We start from the raw sequence: 16,443 nt of genomic DNA, 5'->3' as shown, positions 1-16,443 counted from the left end.
AAGTGAAGCCGATTCCCTTTGAAAAAGTCACTATCGTAATGGGTTCCCGCTCGGATTGGGCCACCATGAGCAACGCGACTAAGCCTCTGGAAGAGCTCGAAGTTCCCTTTGCTACTGCTGTGGTTTCGGCCCACAGAACTCCCCAGCGCATGGTTGAATTTGCCAGCCGTGCCCACGAATCCGGTACCGAAGTGATTATTGCCGGCGCCGGCGGCTCCGCCCACCTGCCGGGTATGATCGCTGCTTTGACTCCCCTGCCTGTGATCGCAGTGCCGGTTGAGAGCCGCTTTATGACGGGTATGGACAGCTTATTATCCATTGTGCAGATGCCTCGCGGTGTGGCGGTAGCAACCCAGGCGGTCGGTGCTTCCGGTGCCTACAATGCAGGTTTAATGGCTGCGCAGATGTTGTCTTTGGCTGATGCGGAATTGCAGAAGCGCCTGATCGCCTGGCGTGAGCGCCAGACCGAGCAAGTCCCGATCACGGTTGAGTGATAGGAGATCGTTGTGAGTAAGAGACGAGTTGCCATTATTGGCTGTGGGCAGTTGGCACAGATGATGGCTCAAGAGGGGCAGCCCCTCGGAGTGGAGTTCAGTTTCCTGGCTGAGACCGGTGAAAACACCGACTGTGTGAAGGGACTGGGGACTATCGTGGAGATGGAACCGGGACAGGACCCTGAAGCCTTGTATCAGGCATTGGGACGCCCGGAAGTGATCACCAGTGAGAGGGAGCAAGTGAGTGTGGACTTGCTGCGCTCATTTCAGCCCTTCTGTCCGGTATATCCGGACCCGCATATTACAGAGAAGGCCCAGCACCGCTTGCGTGAGAAGCGAGCACTCACAGACGCTGGCCTGCCTGTTGCACCTTTCGCAGCAGCACAGGGTGAAAAAGAGCTGCGGGAAGCGGTCGACCAACTGGGATATCCGGCGTTTATTAAGAGCTGTGAAAATGGCTACGACGGCAAGAACCAATGGTGTGTGAAGAGTGCTGCAGACTTGGATGCTGCCATTCCCCAAGCTGGAGATCAGGAGTGTGTGGTTGAGGCTGGGGTGAATTTCGCCTGTGAAGTCTCCATTATCGGTGCTCGTTCGGCATCCGGTGAAATCAAAGCTTATCCGCTGACGGAAAACCGCCACCGCAACGGCACCTTACTGCTGTCCACCGCTCCCTACGACAACCCGGAGCTGCTCAAGGCCGCAGAGGGTTACCTGGCGACCCTGCTGAAGGACTGGGACTATGTGGGTGTATTGGCCGTTGAGTGTTTTGTCAGTGAGGGCGGCCTGATTGTCAACGAAGTGGCACCGCGAGTTCACAACAGCGGTCACTGGACCTTTGTCGGCCCTGAGGCTAGCCAATTTGCCAATCATATCCGCGCGATACTGGATATGCCCCTGGGCGATACTGCCTGCCCGGTGCCAGTTGCGATGGTCAATATGTTGGGGGTTGATGTAGCTCCGAAGCAAGATAACGATGGTGTTTGGCTGTACGGCAAAGCACTTCGCCCTGGGCGCAAAATGGGTCATGTCATTTTACAGGACCCGGATATGGAGCACCTGCGTCAGCGCAGCGAAAGTATGATTGAAGAACTTTACGGCGAAAAGATTTAGTGCTTACTGAATATTGCGCATCGGGTTCTTGAACTTGAGTTTGTAGCCGGTACCCCGCCACATGGGAGTGCCGGCTCGATAAGCCGCCCGGGCAATCATATGGACACCAATTGGCACTGTAAGTAATAAGAATAAAATAGCGGCTATGGCCCTGGCTGTTACCTGAGCGTCGCTAAAAAGAATTGCTACGCCCGCCAGCAATAATCCGCAACACACCGTAGCCCCTTTTCCCGATGTACTCATTCGAGTGTAAAAGTCCGGCATTCGCAGCAAGCCCAAAGCGGCGCTGAACCCAAAAAAACTGCCCACCAGAATTATCAAAGCGATAAAAATTTCATCAAATGTCATCATGATCCCTATGGCTGTGGGTGACTGTGCGCGAGCCGCTTTTTTCAATAAAACGGGCAAAGGCCACACTCACTAAAAATGCGACCAGGGCCAGGGCGATGGCAGCGTCCAGATACACGGGCTGTCCCGAGGCAATTGCCAGTAGTGCACAGTAGGCTACCGCCAAAATATTGAGAACATCCAGGGCGACAACCCTGTCTGCTAAGGTGGGGCCCAAAGCGATACGCAGGAAGCACATCACCAGGGCGAGTAACAATAGAAAGGAGGCAATATTGATTGCTACTGTGACCAGTGGCGAATGAATATCGATAATTGTGAGAAACATCAGGAAACGGCCTCCTTAACCCGTTTCTCAAATCCCTCCCTAATCTCCTCGCGAAAGGTTTCTGGATCACTGACAAACATAGTATGTACGATTAAGGCATCATTGTTGGGTGTGACATCCAATACCATAGTGCCCGGTGTCAGCGAAATTAAGTTAGTGAGAATAAAAATCTGGTTTCTATCGAGCCTCTCCATGGGTAGTCGTACTACCAGGGGCCGGCTTTGCAAGCGGGGCGAAAAGACTTCGTAGGCGGCACGCAGGCTGGATAAAACAAGCTCCTCGATAAAGAAAAAGAATAAATGAGCCAAACGGGGCAAGCGGGTAAAATAAGTCTGTGCCCCGGGTAATATAGGTGAGACTCGCAGTGCCAGAAATCCGATCAGAAAACCAAAGAAAAAATTTGCCATGGAAGCATTGCCGGTCAGGGCCGACCAACTGATCGCGAGCAATAAATTTAATAGAAAAATACGCATTTCTATTTATCCATCCCAAAGTTAATGAGTGGTACCTGGTAACACGGCGTTCAGGTAATCATCAGGCTCCAATAACTCTCCGGCAGCCCCCAGGGAGTATTCGATAAAAGGCTCGGGAACCAATCCCAAAGCCAAAGTGATTAATGCCAATAACGCGACTGGCAACAGCCGCTGGAAGCGCTCTGCGCCGCTGAGGCTATATAAATTTTTGCAATGCTCCTGGGGGTGTGGCTTCCAGAACGCCTCTGCCCATATTTTACTCATTGAAAACAGGGTAAGCGCCCCGGTAATCAGTGCGACGGCAGCGACGATATAGGCGGCCTGGTCGAGGCTCGCTTTGACTAATAGCAGTTTCGCCCAGAATCCAGATAATGGTGGGAACCCCGCTAAGCTAAATGCGGCGATAAAAAAGAAAGTAGAGAGAAGTGGGCTGGCGCGATATAAACCACCAATTTCATTGAGCTCATAACTGCCAGTAAGGCGCTGGGCAGTACCGCTAATCAGGAATAAATTTGTCTTTGCCACAATATTGTGGACCATGTAGAACACAGATCCGGCCAATGCTAAAGGGCTGTTCAGTGCTAATCCCAATATAAGGAATCCAATCTGGCTGATGATATGGAATGCGAGTATTTTGCGGAATTCGTACTGTGCTGCTGCGCCCAAAACACCCGTCAGCATGGTGAGTAATGCAGCTCCCAATAAAATATCCCGGGTGAATTCCAAATCATTGGGAAATATTAAAGTAAAGGTGCGAATTAGCGCATAGACGCCGACTTTGGTCAGAAGACCGGCAAATACAGCGGTTACAGCGACCGGTGGAACATGGTATGAAGCGGGCAACCAGAAAAAGAGTGGAAATATTGCCGCCTTAATTCCAAAAGCGCAGATAAAAATAACTGCCAATGTTGAAATCGCGACGGGATTTTGTACCTCGGCCAAAGAAATATGCAGCTGCGCCATATTAAGGGTGCCGGTGAGTCCATAAAGCAACCCGATAGAGGTCAGCATCAACAGCGTGGATACAAGGTTTAATGCTACATACTTGATGCCACCGTCCAGCTGTATTTTTTCACCCCCTAGTACCAGTAGCGCGAAAGAGGCAATCAGCATCACCTCAAACCACACATACAAATTAAATAAGTCACCGGTGATAAAGCTACCGCTGACACCGGCCAATAACAGTTGAAAGAAACTGTGAAAGCCAAGTTTCACCCGTTTCTCACTGATATCTGAAATGGCAAATAGAGAGACACACAAACCCACGATGGCACTGATCAACAACATTACCGCACTGAGCCGATCGGCGACCAATGTGATTCCGAAGGGAGCCTGCCAGTCTCCCATTTGCCCAGCCTGAGGGCCCTGGCTTTCTACCAGGACAAGAATATAAAGGTTAATGCAGAGGGCAGTGAGGCATCCCAATATCGAAATGGCAGAGCAAAGGTATCTACGGCCTCGAGCGGGAAATGTGATTAACGCCGTGGCGATAGGGATTAGGAATGGCAGGGCCAATAACCAACTCAAGTGGTCTTCTTCCTCTTGGGTTTCACAGGCTCGGCAATACGCATGCTATCCACATCTAATGTACCCAGCTCACGGTAAGCCTGGGCGATCAGGGCTAGGGCAAAGGCCAGCAGGCCGAAGCCAATTACGATTGCGGTTAGGATCAGGGCTTGGGGTAGGGGATTGGCAACAATAATTTGCGGGGCTTCCTGATCCTTGGGTACCAGCGGTGGTGAGGCGCGGGTCAACCGCCCCGCGATGAAAATTGCCAAGTTGGCGGCATTGCTAATCAGTACCAAGCCGAACAGATAGTGCAATAGGTGGCGGGCCAGCATAAGGTAAACGCCGGTAGCAATCAGGATGCCGACGACAACGGCGAGGGGAGCTTCCATATCAGCTGGCCTCTTCCAAGGCAAAAATTAGTGTGAGAACGGCTCCGAGTACTGTCAGATAGACCCCAATATCAAAAAATAAAAGATTGCTGATAATGATTCCGCCATTTTCCTTACTACCTACAATGGCAAACCACTGTCCAGAAAAGGGGCCGTCTCCCCAAAATAGAGCCATCAATCCAGATAATCCGGCGATGACAACTCCCCAGGCGGCGAGGGTCCCTGGAGGTATGCGCAGAGCACTTTGTGCCGCCTCCATCCCCCAAGCCATGGCAAACAGGGCAAAAGCAGAAGCGGCAATTAAACCAGCAATAAATCCGCCTCCGGGATAATTGTGTCCACGTAACAGCATATAAATGGAGAAGACCAAGATCAGGGCTACCAACACACGGGTCGCTGTCTGTAGGATAATAGAATTCACTGCTTGCCCCGTCTTAAATGATGACCGAGTAAGGTCACCGCAGCGACAGCTGCGGTAAACACCACAATAATCTCCCCGAAAGTATCCAGGGCCCGGAAGTCCACCAGAATGACATTGACGATATTGCGCCCATGAGCCTCGGGTACAGCAGCTTCCTTGTAAAATTCACTCACTGGGCTCTCGAATGGGGTTTGCAGAACCACCAGAATGCTAATGGTAAATAAAAGGCCAACTGTGGCACCGAGCAATGCATCCCTTGGACGAAAGCCTTCCTTCTTACCGGGAGTAAATACGGGCAGACGTGGAAGAATCGCAGCAATTAATACCAAGTAGAGTGTTTCCACCAGAATCTGTGTAATGGCCACATCCGGTGCACCAAAGAAGAGATAAATTAGAGCGATACCCACACCGAGAGCGCCGAGAGCGCAAATGGCGGTCAGAGGTTTACGCGCAAAACCCGCAGTAAATGTACCTCCTACCGTCAGCAGTATGGCTGCCCACTCTTTTAAATTAAGTCGTGGCGCAGTGTATTCCAGTGAGAAGTGGCCGGTATGAACAAAGGCATAAAAAAGGGCCATCGAGAGCGTAACAAAAATGACTGTGAGATAACGACGCATAATTCCATTTTGCAATATGCGTGTTTGCAGTGCGGCAAAAGCTTTTAATAATTCTAAGGATTTATCCCACAGTAAATCGGCGCTAGTTGGCGCATGGGTAAAGTCCCAGTTTAGCCAGGCACGCATACGTTTTAAATTGACATACATAATCACCCCGAGCACAAAAGTAAGAATGCTCATCAGGAGCGGAATGTTAATACCGTGCCAGAGTTTTAGGTCGATGGTTTCCGGAAGGCCAAGTATCGCTGTCAGTGCCGGTTCCACCAGTCCGCCACCGACTAAGTCCGGGGCCAAACCAAATGTGAGGCCGAAGGCACTTAAAACCAGTGGGCTTATCCACAAACCGGGGGGTGCCCAGCGAATACGGCTGGCATCTTTGGGGGGAGGCCCAAAGAAGGGTTTGATGGCCACCATGCCGGCTACTGTCACCGTTACCGCATTGGCAAAAATTGCTGCTGTGCCCACCAGTGCGGGCTCTGAAGCTACCGCCAGTGCACCTTCATATTTCAGTTCTTTACCAATAAATCCAAGGAACGGCGGGAATCCTGCCATGGATAGGGCTGAAGCCAGTGCAGCTATAAAAGCAAAGGGCAATAACTTCGCCAGGCCATGAAGCTTGGTTAAATCCCGAGTACCTGTCTGCCGATCGATAATGCCCACCACCATAAACAGTGCGGCTTTATAAAAAGAGTGAACCAGCAAGAAAGTAATTGCAGCGGCGACGGCAGCTGAAGCATCAGAACCCAGAAACATGGTGATAGTGCCCAGAGCGATCACGGTGGTATAAGCGAGGGCCAGTTTCAGGTCTGTTTGACGCAGGGCGGCCAATGCCGCTACTGCGGCAGTGGCAATACCGGTGCAGGTTAAAATCCACTCCCAGTATTCAGTGTGAGCCAGTACCGGATGTAGGCGCGCAAGAAGGTAAATACCGGCTTTGACCATAGTGGCGGAGTGTAGATATGCGCTCACCGGTGTTGGAGCCGCCATGGCATTGGGCAACCAAAAATGGAAGGGCAGCTGTGCCGACTTTGAGAATGCTCCGATAAGTACCAGTATCAAGATAGGAAGATACAGTGAACTGGATTTAATCTGTTCTCCTTTTATTAACAACTCTTCAAGATCATAGCTATCGACAATTTGTCCCATTAATAGGAAAGCGGTTAGTAAGCAAAGTCCCCCTAAGGCAGTTACCAGCAAGGCTTGCAATGCTGAGCGTCGTGCAACAGCACTGGAGTGGTTAAAGCCAATCAGGAGATAGCTCGCGACTGTCGTCACTTCCCAAAACACAAATAAAGTAATGAGATCGGATGCCAATACCAAACCCAGCATTCCGACCATAAAGAGATAGAGATAGAGGAAGAAACGTCGCAATAGTGGATTGCCGCGTAAATACTCAGCGGCGTAAATGGTAATAAAAAAGCCAATACCGCTGATTAATAAGGCAAATAAAAAGCTGAGGCCATCAATATAGAAGCGTAGGGATACCCCCAGTTCTGGAACCCAGCTAATGCCAAAAGAAAACTCTCTACCTGCGGAAATATCGGGCAGATGAAAAAGCAATGATAAGGCGATAATGGCCGGAGGAATCGGAGAAAGCAGGGAGATCCATCTTCCCGGCGTTTTTTTATCGCCATTGCGACTTTCCATGTCGCCTGCTGATCCCATTATTTTATCCCTGGTGACTCGATTCCTATATACAGCAGTGATTCACTGCCAAGTTAATAGTTTAGGTGTAAACCAGAGATTGTCGCTTTTAGAGTGAGTAGTCTTGTGCTTGTGAATATGAATATGCCGGTTAGATAGAGTTTAATACCTGTTACGAGAAGCGGTATCTTAGAGCAGGTTTACAGCCCACACAGAATTAGTCTGTTGATAGATCGCCTACTATCGAGGCAAGTCGAACCATAGTGCGATAAGATCATTTACTGAAGCGGTTAATACTATTTTTTCCTGATAAACTCCCAAGCCATCTCCCGCCACGAGCAGGTGGCTGCCATTGAGTTCGGCATTACCAGCGATGATATGAAGATATCCTGGGCGTTTAAGGGTATCCAGCCTTAAACTCTCACCGGTGCGTAGCTGGAGGCGAAATAAGCTGGCATTCTGGTGAATAATTAGTGAGTTATCGCGTCCATCGGGAGTTACCAATGGAGTTAGCGCCCCAGCTTGAGTAATTGTCTTTTGTTCATAACTGGGTTGAATATCTTTCCGGTTAGGCTGAATCCAGATTTGTAGGAATTTAAGATTTTTAGTCTTTGAGTGGTTATACTCTGAATGGGTAATACCTTTACCTGCACTCATTCTTTGAATCTCACCGGCGGGAACGACAAAGTGGTTTCCCTCGCTATCTAAATGTTCGATAGCACCCTCCAGAATATAGGAGATGATTTCCATATTTTGATGACCATGAGTGTCAAATCCTGCCCCAGGCTTTACGGTATCATCATTAATAACTCGCAGCGCGGAAAACCCCAGATGATTCGGGTCATAATAGTGCCCAAATGAAAAACTGTGTTTGCTGTGTAGCCAACCAAAACGGGCTTGCCCCCGTTCCCCTGATGGTCTGAAGTAGTACATAGCCGGTTCCTTATCGGTAGAAATAATTTGGCTATGGTAGGCTGCTGTGGTTATAGGAGATATTGGATAATAATGAATCGGTTATTCGTATTAATAGAATGTTTAAGATTCTTCAGAGGTTGGCATATCTAAGGTCAGTAATCTTAGCTCACCAATAAACTCTCTAGCGGCAGGGCCTAATTTATCCTGGTCTTTAAAGTTCAAGAAAAAACTTGTGGAGCGCAGGCTGCCGTTTTTTAACTTAAGCTTTTTAAGCGTCCCAGCATTGAGTAACTTAGAAATTAGGGGGATGGGCAGCCAGGCGAATCCGAGGCCCTGTTCAATAAGATCCAAGGAGGCCCGTAAACTACCTACCTTCCAGCGCTGTTCGGCTCCTAGCCAGCCTGAATCCCTGTTTGTCTGCATAGCTGAGTCCCGCACAATAATCTGTCGATATAATTTCAGATTCTCGTACGTCAGTTCGCAATTTAATTGATGTAGCGGATGATCTCTATGAGCGACAGCGACAAATTCTATACGGCAAATTTCATCGTTGAGAGCATTTTTCATACGAAAGACAGAAAGGCCTAAATCCACAAGCCCTTCTTGGATCAACTCATTGGTACCGGACAATACGGTATCGACAATATCGATATTCACCTGGGGATATCTCGCCGAAACTTTCTCCAGTGCCTGAAAAACCACACTTTGGGGGAAGGCGCCATCTACAGCGATACGCAGTTCTGATTCCACACCTTCACCAAGGGTTTTGGCAATATCCTCGATACGGGAGACTTCATCCAGCAGGTATTGGCCACGGCGCAGCATTAGGCTGCCAACTTCCGTGAGTATCACTTTGCGGCCAGATACCTCAAAAAGCTTGACTCCGAGAGCAGCTTCCAGGTTGCTAACCGCATTGTGAATACTGGATTGGCTTTTGTGGACTCGCGCAGAAGCCTGATTAAAACCACCGGCATCCACTACCGCTTTAAACATGCGCCATTGTTCTAAGGTGGTTTTTTGCATTATGTAACCCCTGATTCTTATACCGGTAGTTGTGGATAAACATCAAGGGTAAAGCTGTACGGCCTAGAACCCCAAATACTTGCCCCAAGCGAGGGGCAAGGGCATTTATACCCGATTGTGGGGGCTGTTGTAATCGATCATCGGACCCACCGGTACCACCTGGCTGGGGTTGATGGATTTATGGCTAAAATAGTAGTGGCGTTTAATATGGTGGAAATTCACTGTCTCTGCGATCTGGGGCCATTGGTATAGTTCCCGGACATAATTGCGCAGGTTGGGGAAATCTTCCAGACGCTGCCGGTTACACTTGAAATGGCCGTGATAAACGGAATCAAAGCGAATTAAAGTTGTGAATAGTCGCCAATCTGCTTCAGTGACCTTATCGCCTGTCAGGTACCGCTGCTTACCTAATATTGCTTCTACCTTATCCAGGGCATCAAATAAGTCTCGGTAGGCTTCTTCATAAGCGGATTGAGTCGTCGCGAAACCACAGCGATAAACCCCGTTATTGATATTTTCATAGACCAATTGATTTATGGCTTCGATATCTTTCTGTTTGTCTTTGGGATAAAAGTCCTGTGTATCACCGGTAATTTCATTAAACGCACTATTAAACATGCGAATTATTTCGGATGACTCATTGCTGACAATGCAGTTTTGCTGTTTGTCCCAAAGTACTGGGACCGTAACGCGGCCGGAGTAGTCGGATTTATTGCGAGTGTAAACCTGATGCATAAAGTCATAAGCAAATAGTGCATCACCGCTACTACCCTCATCGGTATTGAAGCTCCATCCCTGCTCAAGCATATCCGGGCTTACAACGGAGGTGCTGATATGTTCTTCCAGCTTTTTCAACTTGCGGAAAATCAAGGTGCGATGAGCCCAGGGGCAGGCCAGGGATACATATAGATGGTAGCGCCCGGAATCAGCTTTAAAGCCACCTATGCCACTGGGCCCTGCGCTGCCATCGACAGTAATCCAGTTGCGTAACTGTGCAGCCTCTCGCTTAAATGCGCCACCTGAATTCTTGGTGTCATACCACTGGTCGTGCCACTGGCCATTAATTAACAATCCCATGTCATACTCCTAAATAGCGGTTGTTTTGTGACTGGCTTCAGATGGAATCAATGTGTTTTCTTTTTGTTGTCCAAGCTGAAACGACCAGCGCCATGGGCTGCTATCACCAGAAAACCACCGGCTATAGCCAGGTTCTTAAAGAACATTAGAAACTGCATTTGATCTTCCAGGTTGTTATGGAACAGGAGCGCAGTGAGTAAGCTAAATCCGGCGAATGCCAGAGCAGTTAATCGAGTTTGAAAACCCGCAATCAGAGCTAAGGCACCGCCTATCTCAAATAGGATTACCAATGGGAGTAGAAACTCGGGTAGACCACCGTAGGCCAGGTACTGAGCGCTACCCTCATAGTTTTGGATCTTGTTAACGCCTGCCAGTAAAAAGATTGCTGCCAAGCCAATACGTCCGGAAAGGTCTGCGACGGCTGGAAACAAGGAACCACTGGGGGCATTTGATGCTGTGGATAAAGTGGAAGTATTCATTGTGTCGGTCCTTAAACTGTAAATTGAGTGCCACTGCGGAGTAGCTGCTGTGGATAAAGGGCAGTTTATAGAGGACGAGTAGAATGAAAATTGGTTAAATTCGACCATATCATTCGAATAAATCGAACCTCGGATTGGCCGAGTTCATTGAGAAGTGGACAAAAGGCCGCTCAAAAGTGATAGCCGATACCTATTGAGTAGACCCAGGGGTCAATATCTACATTCACATTGATGCGGTCGTAGTCGTTATCTTCTGTGCGGAAGCGAATTTTTGCCTTGGTATCGATACTTAAGTACCAGATAGCCGCATTAAACAGCCAGTTGCTCTCTCGTCCAAAGGCAATATCTATGCCCACTTCCCCTGCCAGGCCCCAGGAATTGCTCAGGCTCAAGGATGCTCTTGAGTCTGCACCCAGGGCTGTATCGAAGTAGTTTTGTGCCGTGCGGCTGATATCTTCATCGAAGAAATGGGTGTAGTTAATTCCCACACCAATATAAGGCTGTACCCAGGACTCGGTGCATACCGGATACCATTGTACGCTGAGGGTTGGGGGAAGGTGCTTGATGTCACCCAGGGATACCCGACCCAGTGGATCACCGGTATCCGGGTCCGGTAAACCGCGCACATCAAGATCGTGCCGGAAAGGTACAGCTGCTAGTAATTCCAGTCCCCAATGGTCTGCAAATAACCAGGTACCCGTGATGCTAGCGGAGTAGCCTGTATCCACGTAGACCCGGGTATAGTCCAAGGGGGTGCCATTTAGGCGGAGTCTGCCAGAGTCGTCGTTTGGATCGACCGCAGCAGCGCCAACGCGAACGATAAAATCTCCCTTTTTATAGTCTGCAACCGACTGACCGGTAAGCAATAGTACCGTGCAAAAAACTAATGTCAGATTGATTCTTTTCATGCCCAACTTTCCAGAAGTACGACTGAAAATATGTAGGAGGGTTGATAGCTACAGGAATACTGTAATCTATCGCTAGATTATTAGTGTAGATGTCTTCGAGGTCTGGGTTTATAGATAGCAAGAGCTGAGGCGCAGTAATTTATTGGTATAACTTTGTAAGCTTCTGCTGGGAATAAATTCCTATTTTCTGAGAAAGATTGCCCAGAAAAGGGTTTGGTTTCCTATTGCGCGGATAATTGTAGAATCGGTTAATTTATTGAGTGAAATTGCCCTGTATTATTTTGTGTTTTTACGTTGATATGTATTTAGCGATTCCTGATCAGTGTATTTTGCTTAATGTGCAGTAAAACTCACTATCAATGATCATATAAGACACCAGGCTAGAGATTTAATAACATGCTTAAGATAATACAGGGAGCAATGCAGCTCACAGGGCGACTATCCCCAAAGTTATCGGCAAATATTGCAATGTATCTGTCTTCACGACCCAGACGCTATGCTGACTCCGAGCGTGAGAGATCGCAGCTGGCCCAAGCCAAGAAGATTACCTACCGGGGTGCTTTAGGTACAGAAAACACAGCCTGGTCCTGGGGTGAGGGCCCTGTGGTGATTCTATGCCACGGCTGGGAGGCCAAAGCCGCAAAAATGGCAACCCTAGCAATGGCAATTGCCGATCAGGGTTTCCAAGCGGTAGCCATCGATGCTACCGCTCATGGCCACTCTGAGGGCAAAGTTTGTAATTTCGATATTATGGCGAAAGATATCTGCTCTCTAGCCAGACAGTTTTCGGAAATATTTGCCATCGTCGGTCACTCGATGGGCGGAATGATGACAATGCGTGCACGGGAATTTGGGCTTAAAGCCCGGTGCTACGCAATACTTGGCTCACCGAGTGCTCCCCTGCCCATTATAGAAATTATGAAAAAAATGCTGAAGGTGAGCACTGGAACAGCAGAGTTATGCCAAGACAAGATTGCCAGTCAAATAGGGTATTCTTGGCAAGAGTTGTTGCAGTGTAAAATGTATACACCGGAAGAGACCCCGCTTCTGATGATTTACGATACTGAAGACGATGAAGTGCCGATTTTTCATGGAGAGAGAATTCATAAAACCTGGCCCGCAGCGGAGATGATTAAAATCAACGATGTTGGTCATCGGAAAATGGTTTGGGATACTGAAGTGATAGAATTTGTGGTGGAGTTTCTGTTATCAAATGCTAGTAATGAAAAAATAGACAGCATTGATATAAATAAAATTGCTTGATTGCTGTAATAAGCTCTCAATCTTTATTTGTCTGGTAAATATATTAAATGTTAACTTTTTAATCTTTGTGATTTTGGGGGATACATTAGTAAATTAATTCGGGGAGGCTTTCGATTTTTAGACATCTATAAATATATAAGGGTTTCTAGCTTTAAATGTATATTTTGTGATTAAATTTGGAGATGACCTTTAGGGGTGGCCTGCTAATTTTTAGATGGGTACGCAATGCTTAATTGCGACTTTGTAAAAGCACTAGGTGTTTCTACTAAGTCGCACATTAATTAAAAATTGTTGAGAAGGTCAGTGGTTATAAAATTATTTTGGAGTATCCTGTAGTCATTAATTTATAACCCACTTTTTGATCTTATAAATCTAATATTCTTATCTTACTCAAGCAGATAGCTGCTCTATAAGATCTTCATCGCTTTCATACCAATATTCGTTACCTCGTCCAAAAGTACTGCTAGCGGTTGCTTGTACCGCTCGGACTTGGCTTGCCCACTTAGTTGCCTGAGTTTTACCAACCACAAAAGCGACACCAGTAGCGAATATGGCAGTCCCAACTCCGGCTGCAGTAGGGTTGCTCATGGCAGCTTCAAACACGTTCGATAACATGCTACCTTGTTTTTGAATACTAATGACACCTGTCTCTTTTAAGGCAACTGCTGTTCCGCCGGTAGTGAACGCTGCCGCGCCGATTCTTTTAATCTCACCCCAGGAGTTTTCTCTTCCTGCGGCGGTTTTAAGATTGCGGGGGTTAGTATTGCTATCTACATAGGTGAGGCCAACGACATTGCAGAGCTTTTCCAACTTGTCGGGACTTGCTCCTACTGGGTTGGAGAAGAAAACTTTTTGTCCGGACATTTTATTGCGCAAATTGCGAACTATTTCCTCATCTTTTGCTTCAAAACGGCTCAAAGAAGGGGTGTTCTGCAAAATTTCCAGCGCGCGCTGGAAAGTCTTGGCACCCTCACCGTGTACCAACCAGTTGACGGATTCTTTGGCGCTTGCTGCCTGCTGAATCAAGGAGGTCAGGCCATCGACAGATGGAAGTGCACTATGTTCTTTATTGTTAATCCAATAAAGTGAGTAGAAGTTATCCATCTGGGGAATGTCTCTGGGCAGTATTTCAGTCCCTCCATAGGATTTCTCAATATGCCTAACTAACAGTTTTCCAGCAGAGTCCTTTGAGCGAAACTTACCGCTTACTGCTGCATAATGAGCACCATTCCATTTATGCTTCAGATTCATTTGCTTGCCGGGAGAGTCACCTGTTCCCCAAGTGCTTCCATCATATTGAACTCTGTAAACTCCTGTTCCTTGACTTCCGGAATCTGTTTGCAGTGAGTTGTCGAAATGGAGTTTATGGATCAACACATCGCCATTGTCGATATAGTACTCAATGGCCATACCATTGCGTACCAGATAGCGAATAGTCCCGGCGCCATTGGCGCTCTGACTGCTGCCAGTATCGGCATTCAGGCTTATGAGTGCGCGCAGTAAAGTGGCAGAGTAGTAATTAGTCTGTGCCTCTTGCTTTACTTTTTCATACATAGGGTAGTGAGTATTGTTAACATAGACATCGCGGCCCTGTTTTGTACCCATTGGGGCCATTTCAATAATCTTGGTCCAACCGGCTCTAAATGCTGGCATATTATTTCCTTATAATAAATACAGGTAAAAAATCTATTAAGGTGTAAAGCTAGGCGGCGGCGAGCCCTTTTCAACCACTTCAAGTAAGTCTTCCCCAATTCCGCAATTACCTTCACGCACTTTATGGTAAATCCAGGGTTCTGGGGTGCGGGTTTCGCTAAAGTGTGAATTTGGAAATCGTTGGATAACTTCCTCTTTTCGCTGTTGCATGGCTGGGCTCAACTCTAATTGAAGAGTTGAGTAAGTTTCAGACATTAATTTATCCATGGCGGTAATACTATAAATGGCAGGTGCGTAGCCCATAGCATTAAAATAAACATTAATATAGTATTGGTCATCCAGCGGGGCATAGAGCTGAGAGTGATAAACGGCTTCACTAAATGGATTTTTCCGTAATTCCTGTTCGCTACATTTTGGGTGCGCCTCACAGTAAAGCCAGTCTGTACCGTTAATATCCTTTTTCTGCCATTTCACTGGGGCTGCTCTAGGATTCATATCCAGTTTGGGAGGGCCGTAGCGAAAATACAAATCTCTTAAAATGATTTGCTCTAAATGACTTGGATTAAAGCAGCTCATACTCTCCGGTAAATCATCTACACGGAAGATCCTAACTATCAGTGAAAGGAATCCATATTCCATGGAAATCCAGGGGGGGCCATAAAAGCCCCAATGGCGTTTTAAAATGGACTGCCCAGGCATTCTCCCTTCTTGGTACCATTTGCCACGACTTAGATCGTCATAGGCCTCCCGGTTATAGATATCAAGACGGGGACCATAATATTCCTCGTCAATATCGGGCACGCTGTTGGGCGGTATTGAGATGCTAAAGCGGCTACCGGACAAGTTGGCAGTCAGTGTTTCAAGTTTGTCCCGATTTGGTACAAATGGCTTTTTTCTGGAGGCAAAGAGGCGTTCAAACATAGACTTGGTGGTTCCTATCCACAACGCTAGCGCTTACAGGATTTTGGATGCCGCATTATAGTGCTGGCCACATAATGAAATGCAAACTATTTCACGTTTTTATTGTGAGGAGCGTCTTATTTGAGGTACGCTCGTGCAGTAATCGGGTATGTTATCAGCCAAGTATTATTGGTGGGGAATCTTTTCTATGGAGTTAAGTAGATGGGAGCCATTTATACTTGTTTAAAATCATTATTGACTGATTGTTTCTGCAGTGTAACAAATGTGTTAGAAGAGTTAACAAGCCAAATAATAGACCCTTTTGGTCACTAATAAAATAGGTATCTCTAATTAATAGAAAAACAACATAAATTAGCATACCTAATTTTTGAGTTAATTTTGACAAGATGTTTTTTTCAACTTTGATATGAAAGGTTTGCTAGCCAGTAGACATCCTGCATGATAAAAAATAAACACTGAATAAGAAATAAATAGAATTACAAGAAACTGGTTTCGAAGTTGATGTTGGTGTTCATAATATATAAGTTGGGATGTCATCTTTGTTATACCGTTGGTAGATACATAAAATATAGTTACATAGCTATTGTTTAAGTAATATTTTCTAGGTTTTCTCTCTCTGGCTTTGAGGTGAAAAGTTGGCTTATTATAGTTTTACAAATTTCTACTGCATTGATCTCATCAGCTTATTGATAGATTGATACATTAATTTTTTAAAATCCAGTAATAATGGTCTTAACGACGGATTACTCACTGCCAGTGGCTTGCCAATCCGAGGGGCGAAGGCCACCGGTTCGGTAGAAGCGGCGGATAATTTTGATAAATGGACAGATAAATAATCGGGAGTCTGTCGATACCAAACTCCCGATGTGGC

17 protein-coding genes are annotated in these 16,443 nt (G+C 47.0%); 3 read left to right on the top strand and 14 right to left on the bottom strand.

All coding sequences use genetic code 11. The features are described from left to right. Positions 1 to 2 precede the first annotated feature (2 nt). Both purE and ACG1BZ_RS19830 read left to right on the top strand, forming a co-directional pair. Positions 3 to 494 carry a 5-(carboxyamino)imidazole ribonucleotide mutase gene (purE, locus tag ACG1BZ_RS19835; RefSeq protein ID WP_282931253.1) on the top strand — a complete coding sequence of 164 codons (492 nt, stop codon included), beginning with the start codon at positions 3 to 5 and terminating at the stop codon, positions 492 to 494. A 12-nt stretch (positions 495 to 506) separates the two neighbouring features. Further along, a complete protein-coding gene (locus tag ACG1BZ_RS19830) occupies positions 507 to 1,607 on the top strand; it encodes a 5-(carboxyamino)imidazole ribonucleotide synthase (RefSeq protein ID WP_413663320.1) in 1,101 nt (366 codons plus the stop codon). Between the two features lie 3 nt (positions 1,608 to 1,610). Here ACG1BZ_RS19830 and mnhG read toward each other — a convergent pair whose 3' ends face one another. The 12 genes from mnhG to ACG1BZ_RS19770 form a co-directional block, all read right to left on the bottom strand. Beyond that, a complete protein-coding gene (gene mnhG, locus ACG1BZ_RS19825; protein WP_413663319.1) occupies positions 1,611 to 1,955 on the bottom strand; it encodes a monovalent cation/H(+) antiporter subunit G in 345 nt (114 codons plus the stop codon). Then, entirely contained in the window at positions 1,945 to 2,280 is a 336-nt protein-coding gene (locus ACG1BZ_RS19820) for a cation:proton antiporter (RefSeq protein WP_413663318.1), read from the bottom strand. Before ACG1BZ_RS19820 ends, mnhG begins: the two co-directional genes overlap by 11 nt. Next, complete coding sequence (locus tag ACG1BZ_RS19815) at positions 2,280 to 2,753, bottom strand: Na+/H+ antiporter subunit E (protein WP_413663317.1); 474 nt, start codon at positions 2,751 to 2,753, stop codon at positions 2,280 to 2,282. Before ACG1BZ_RS19815 ends, ACG1BZ_RS19820 begins: the two co-directional genes overlap by 1 nt. Before the next feature lie 21 nt (positions 2,754 to 2,774). Beyond that, positions 2,775 to 4,280, bottom strand: coding sequence for a Na+/H+ antiporter subunit D (locus tag ACG1BZ_RS19810; protein WP_413663316.1), 1,506 nt, complete (start codon positions 4,278 to 4,280; stop codon positions 2,775 to 2,777). After that, positions 4,277 to 4,651, bottom strand: coding sequence for a Na+/H+ antiporter subunit C (locus tag ACG1BZ_RS19805; RefSeq protein ID WP_413663315.1), 375 nt, complete (start codon positions 4,649 to 4,651; stop codon positions 4,277 to 4,279). The genes ACG1BZ_RS19810 and ACG1BZ_RS19805 overlap by 4 nt, the downstream gene beginning before the upstream one ends. A gap of 1 nt (position 4,652) precedes the next feature. Beyond that, a complete protein-coding gene (locus tag ACG1BZ_RS19800; RefSeq protein ID WP_413663314.1) occupies positions 4,653 to 5,072 on the bottom strand; it encodes a Na+/H+ antiporter subunit B in 420 nt (139 codons plus the stop codon). Further along, the gene (mbhE, locus tag ACG1BZ_RS19795) at positions 5,069 to 7,354 is read right to left on the bottom strand and encodes a hydrogen gas-evolving membrane-bound hydrogenase subunit E (protein WP_413663313.1); all 2,286 of its coding nucleotides are present in this window, start codon (positions 7,352 to 7,354) and stop codon (positions 5,069 to 5,071) included. The genes ACG1BZ_RS19800 and mbhE overlap by 4 nt, the downstream gene beginning before the upstream one ends. Before the next feature lie 219 nt (positions 7,355 to 7,573). After that, a complete protein-coding gene (locus ACG1BZ_RS19790; RefSeq protein WP_413663312.1) occupies positions 7,574 to 8,266 on the bottom strand; it encodes a pirin family protein in 693 nt (230 codons plus the stop codon). A 102-nt stretch (positions 8,267 to 8,368) separates the two neighbouring features. Further along, a complete protein-coding gene (locus tag ACG1BZ_RS19785) occupies positions 8,369 to 9,271 on the bottom strand; it encodes a LysR family transcriptional regulator (RefSeq protein ID WP_413663311.1) in 903 nt (300 codons plus the stop codon). A 105-nt stretch (positions 9,272 to 9,376) separates the two neighbouring features. Next, entirely contained in the window at positions 9,377 to 10,348 is a 972-nt protein-coding gene (locus tag ACG1BZ_RS19780) for a glutathione S-transferase family protein (protein WP_413663310.1), read from the bottom strand. Between the two features lie 47 nt (positions 10,349 to 10,395). Beyond that, on the bottom strand, positions 10,396 to 10,827 hold the full coding sequence (locus ACG1BZ_RS19775) for a DoxX family protein (RefSeq protein ID WP_413663309.1): 432 nt from the start codon (positions 10,825 to 10,827) through the stop codon (positions 10,396 to 10,398). 170 nt (positions 10,828 to 10,997) lie between these two features. After that, the gene (locus ACG1BZ_RS19770) at positions 10,998 to 11,735 is read right to left on the bottom strand and encodes an OmpW/AlkL family protein (protein ID WP_413663308.1); all 738 of its coding nucleotides are present in this window, start codon (positions 11,733 to 11,735) and stop codon (positions 10,998 to 11,000) included. Between the two features lie 396 nt (positions 11,736 to 12,131). On the opposite strand from ACG1BZ_RS19770, the gene ACG1BZ_RS19765 reads away from it, so the two are divergent. After that, the gene (locus tag ACG1BZ_RS19765) at positions 12,132 to 12,998 is read left to right on the top strand and encodes an alpha/beta hydrolase (protein WP_413663307.1); all 867 of its coding nucleotides are present in this window, start codon (positions 12,132 to 12,134) and stop codon (positions 12,996 to 12,998) included. 390 nt (positions 12,999 to 13,388) lie between these two features. Here the strand turns inward: ACG1BZ_RS19765 and ACG1BZ_RS19760 are convergent, their stop codons facing one another. Together ACG1BZ_RS19760 and ACG1BZ_RS19755 are read right to left on the bottom strand one after the other, a co-directional pair. Then, the gene (locus ACG1BZ_RS19760; RefSeq protein ID WP_413663306.1) at positions 13,389 to 14,651 is read right to left on the bottom strand and encodes a hypothetical protein; all 1,263 of its coding nucleotides are present in this window, start codon (positions 14,649 to 14,651) and stop codon (positions 13,389 to 13,391) included. A 36-nt stretch (positions 14,652 to 14,687) separates the two neighbouring features. Beyond that, on the bottom strand, positions 14,688 to 15,572 hold the full coding sequence (locus ACG1BZ_RS19755; RefSeq protein ID WP_413663305.1) for a hypothetical protein: 885 nt from the start codon (positions 15,570 to 15,572) through the stop codon (positions 14,688 to 14,690). Positions 15,573 to 16,443 lie beyond the last annotated feature (871 nt).

It is taken from the genome of Microbulbifer sp. CNSA002, assembly GCF_047324085.1.
In the GTDB taxonomy this organism is placed as follows: Bacteria; Pseudomonadota; Gammaproteobacteria; order Pseudomonadales; family Cellvibrionaceae; genus Microbulbifer.
The sequence above is the reverse complement of the archived record's forward strand: the minus strand, read 5'-3'. Positions and strand labels throughout refer to the sequence as shown.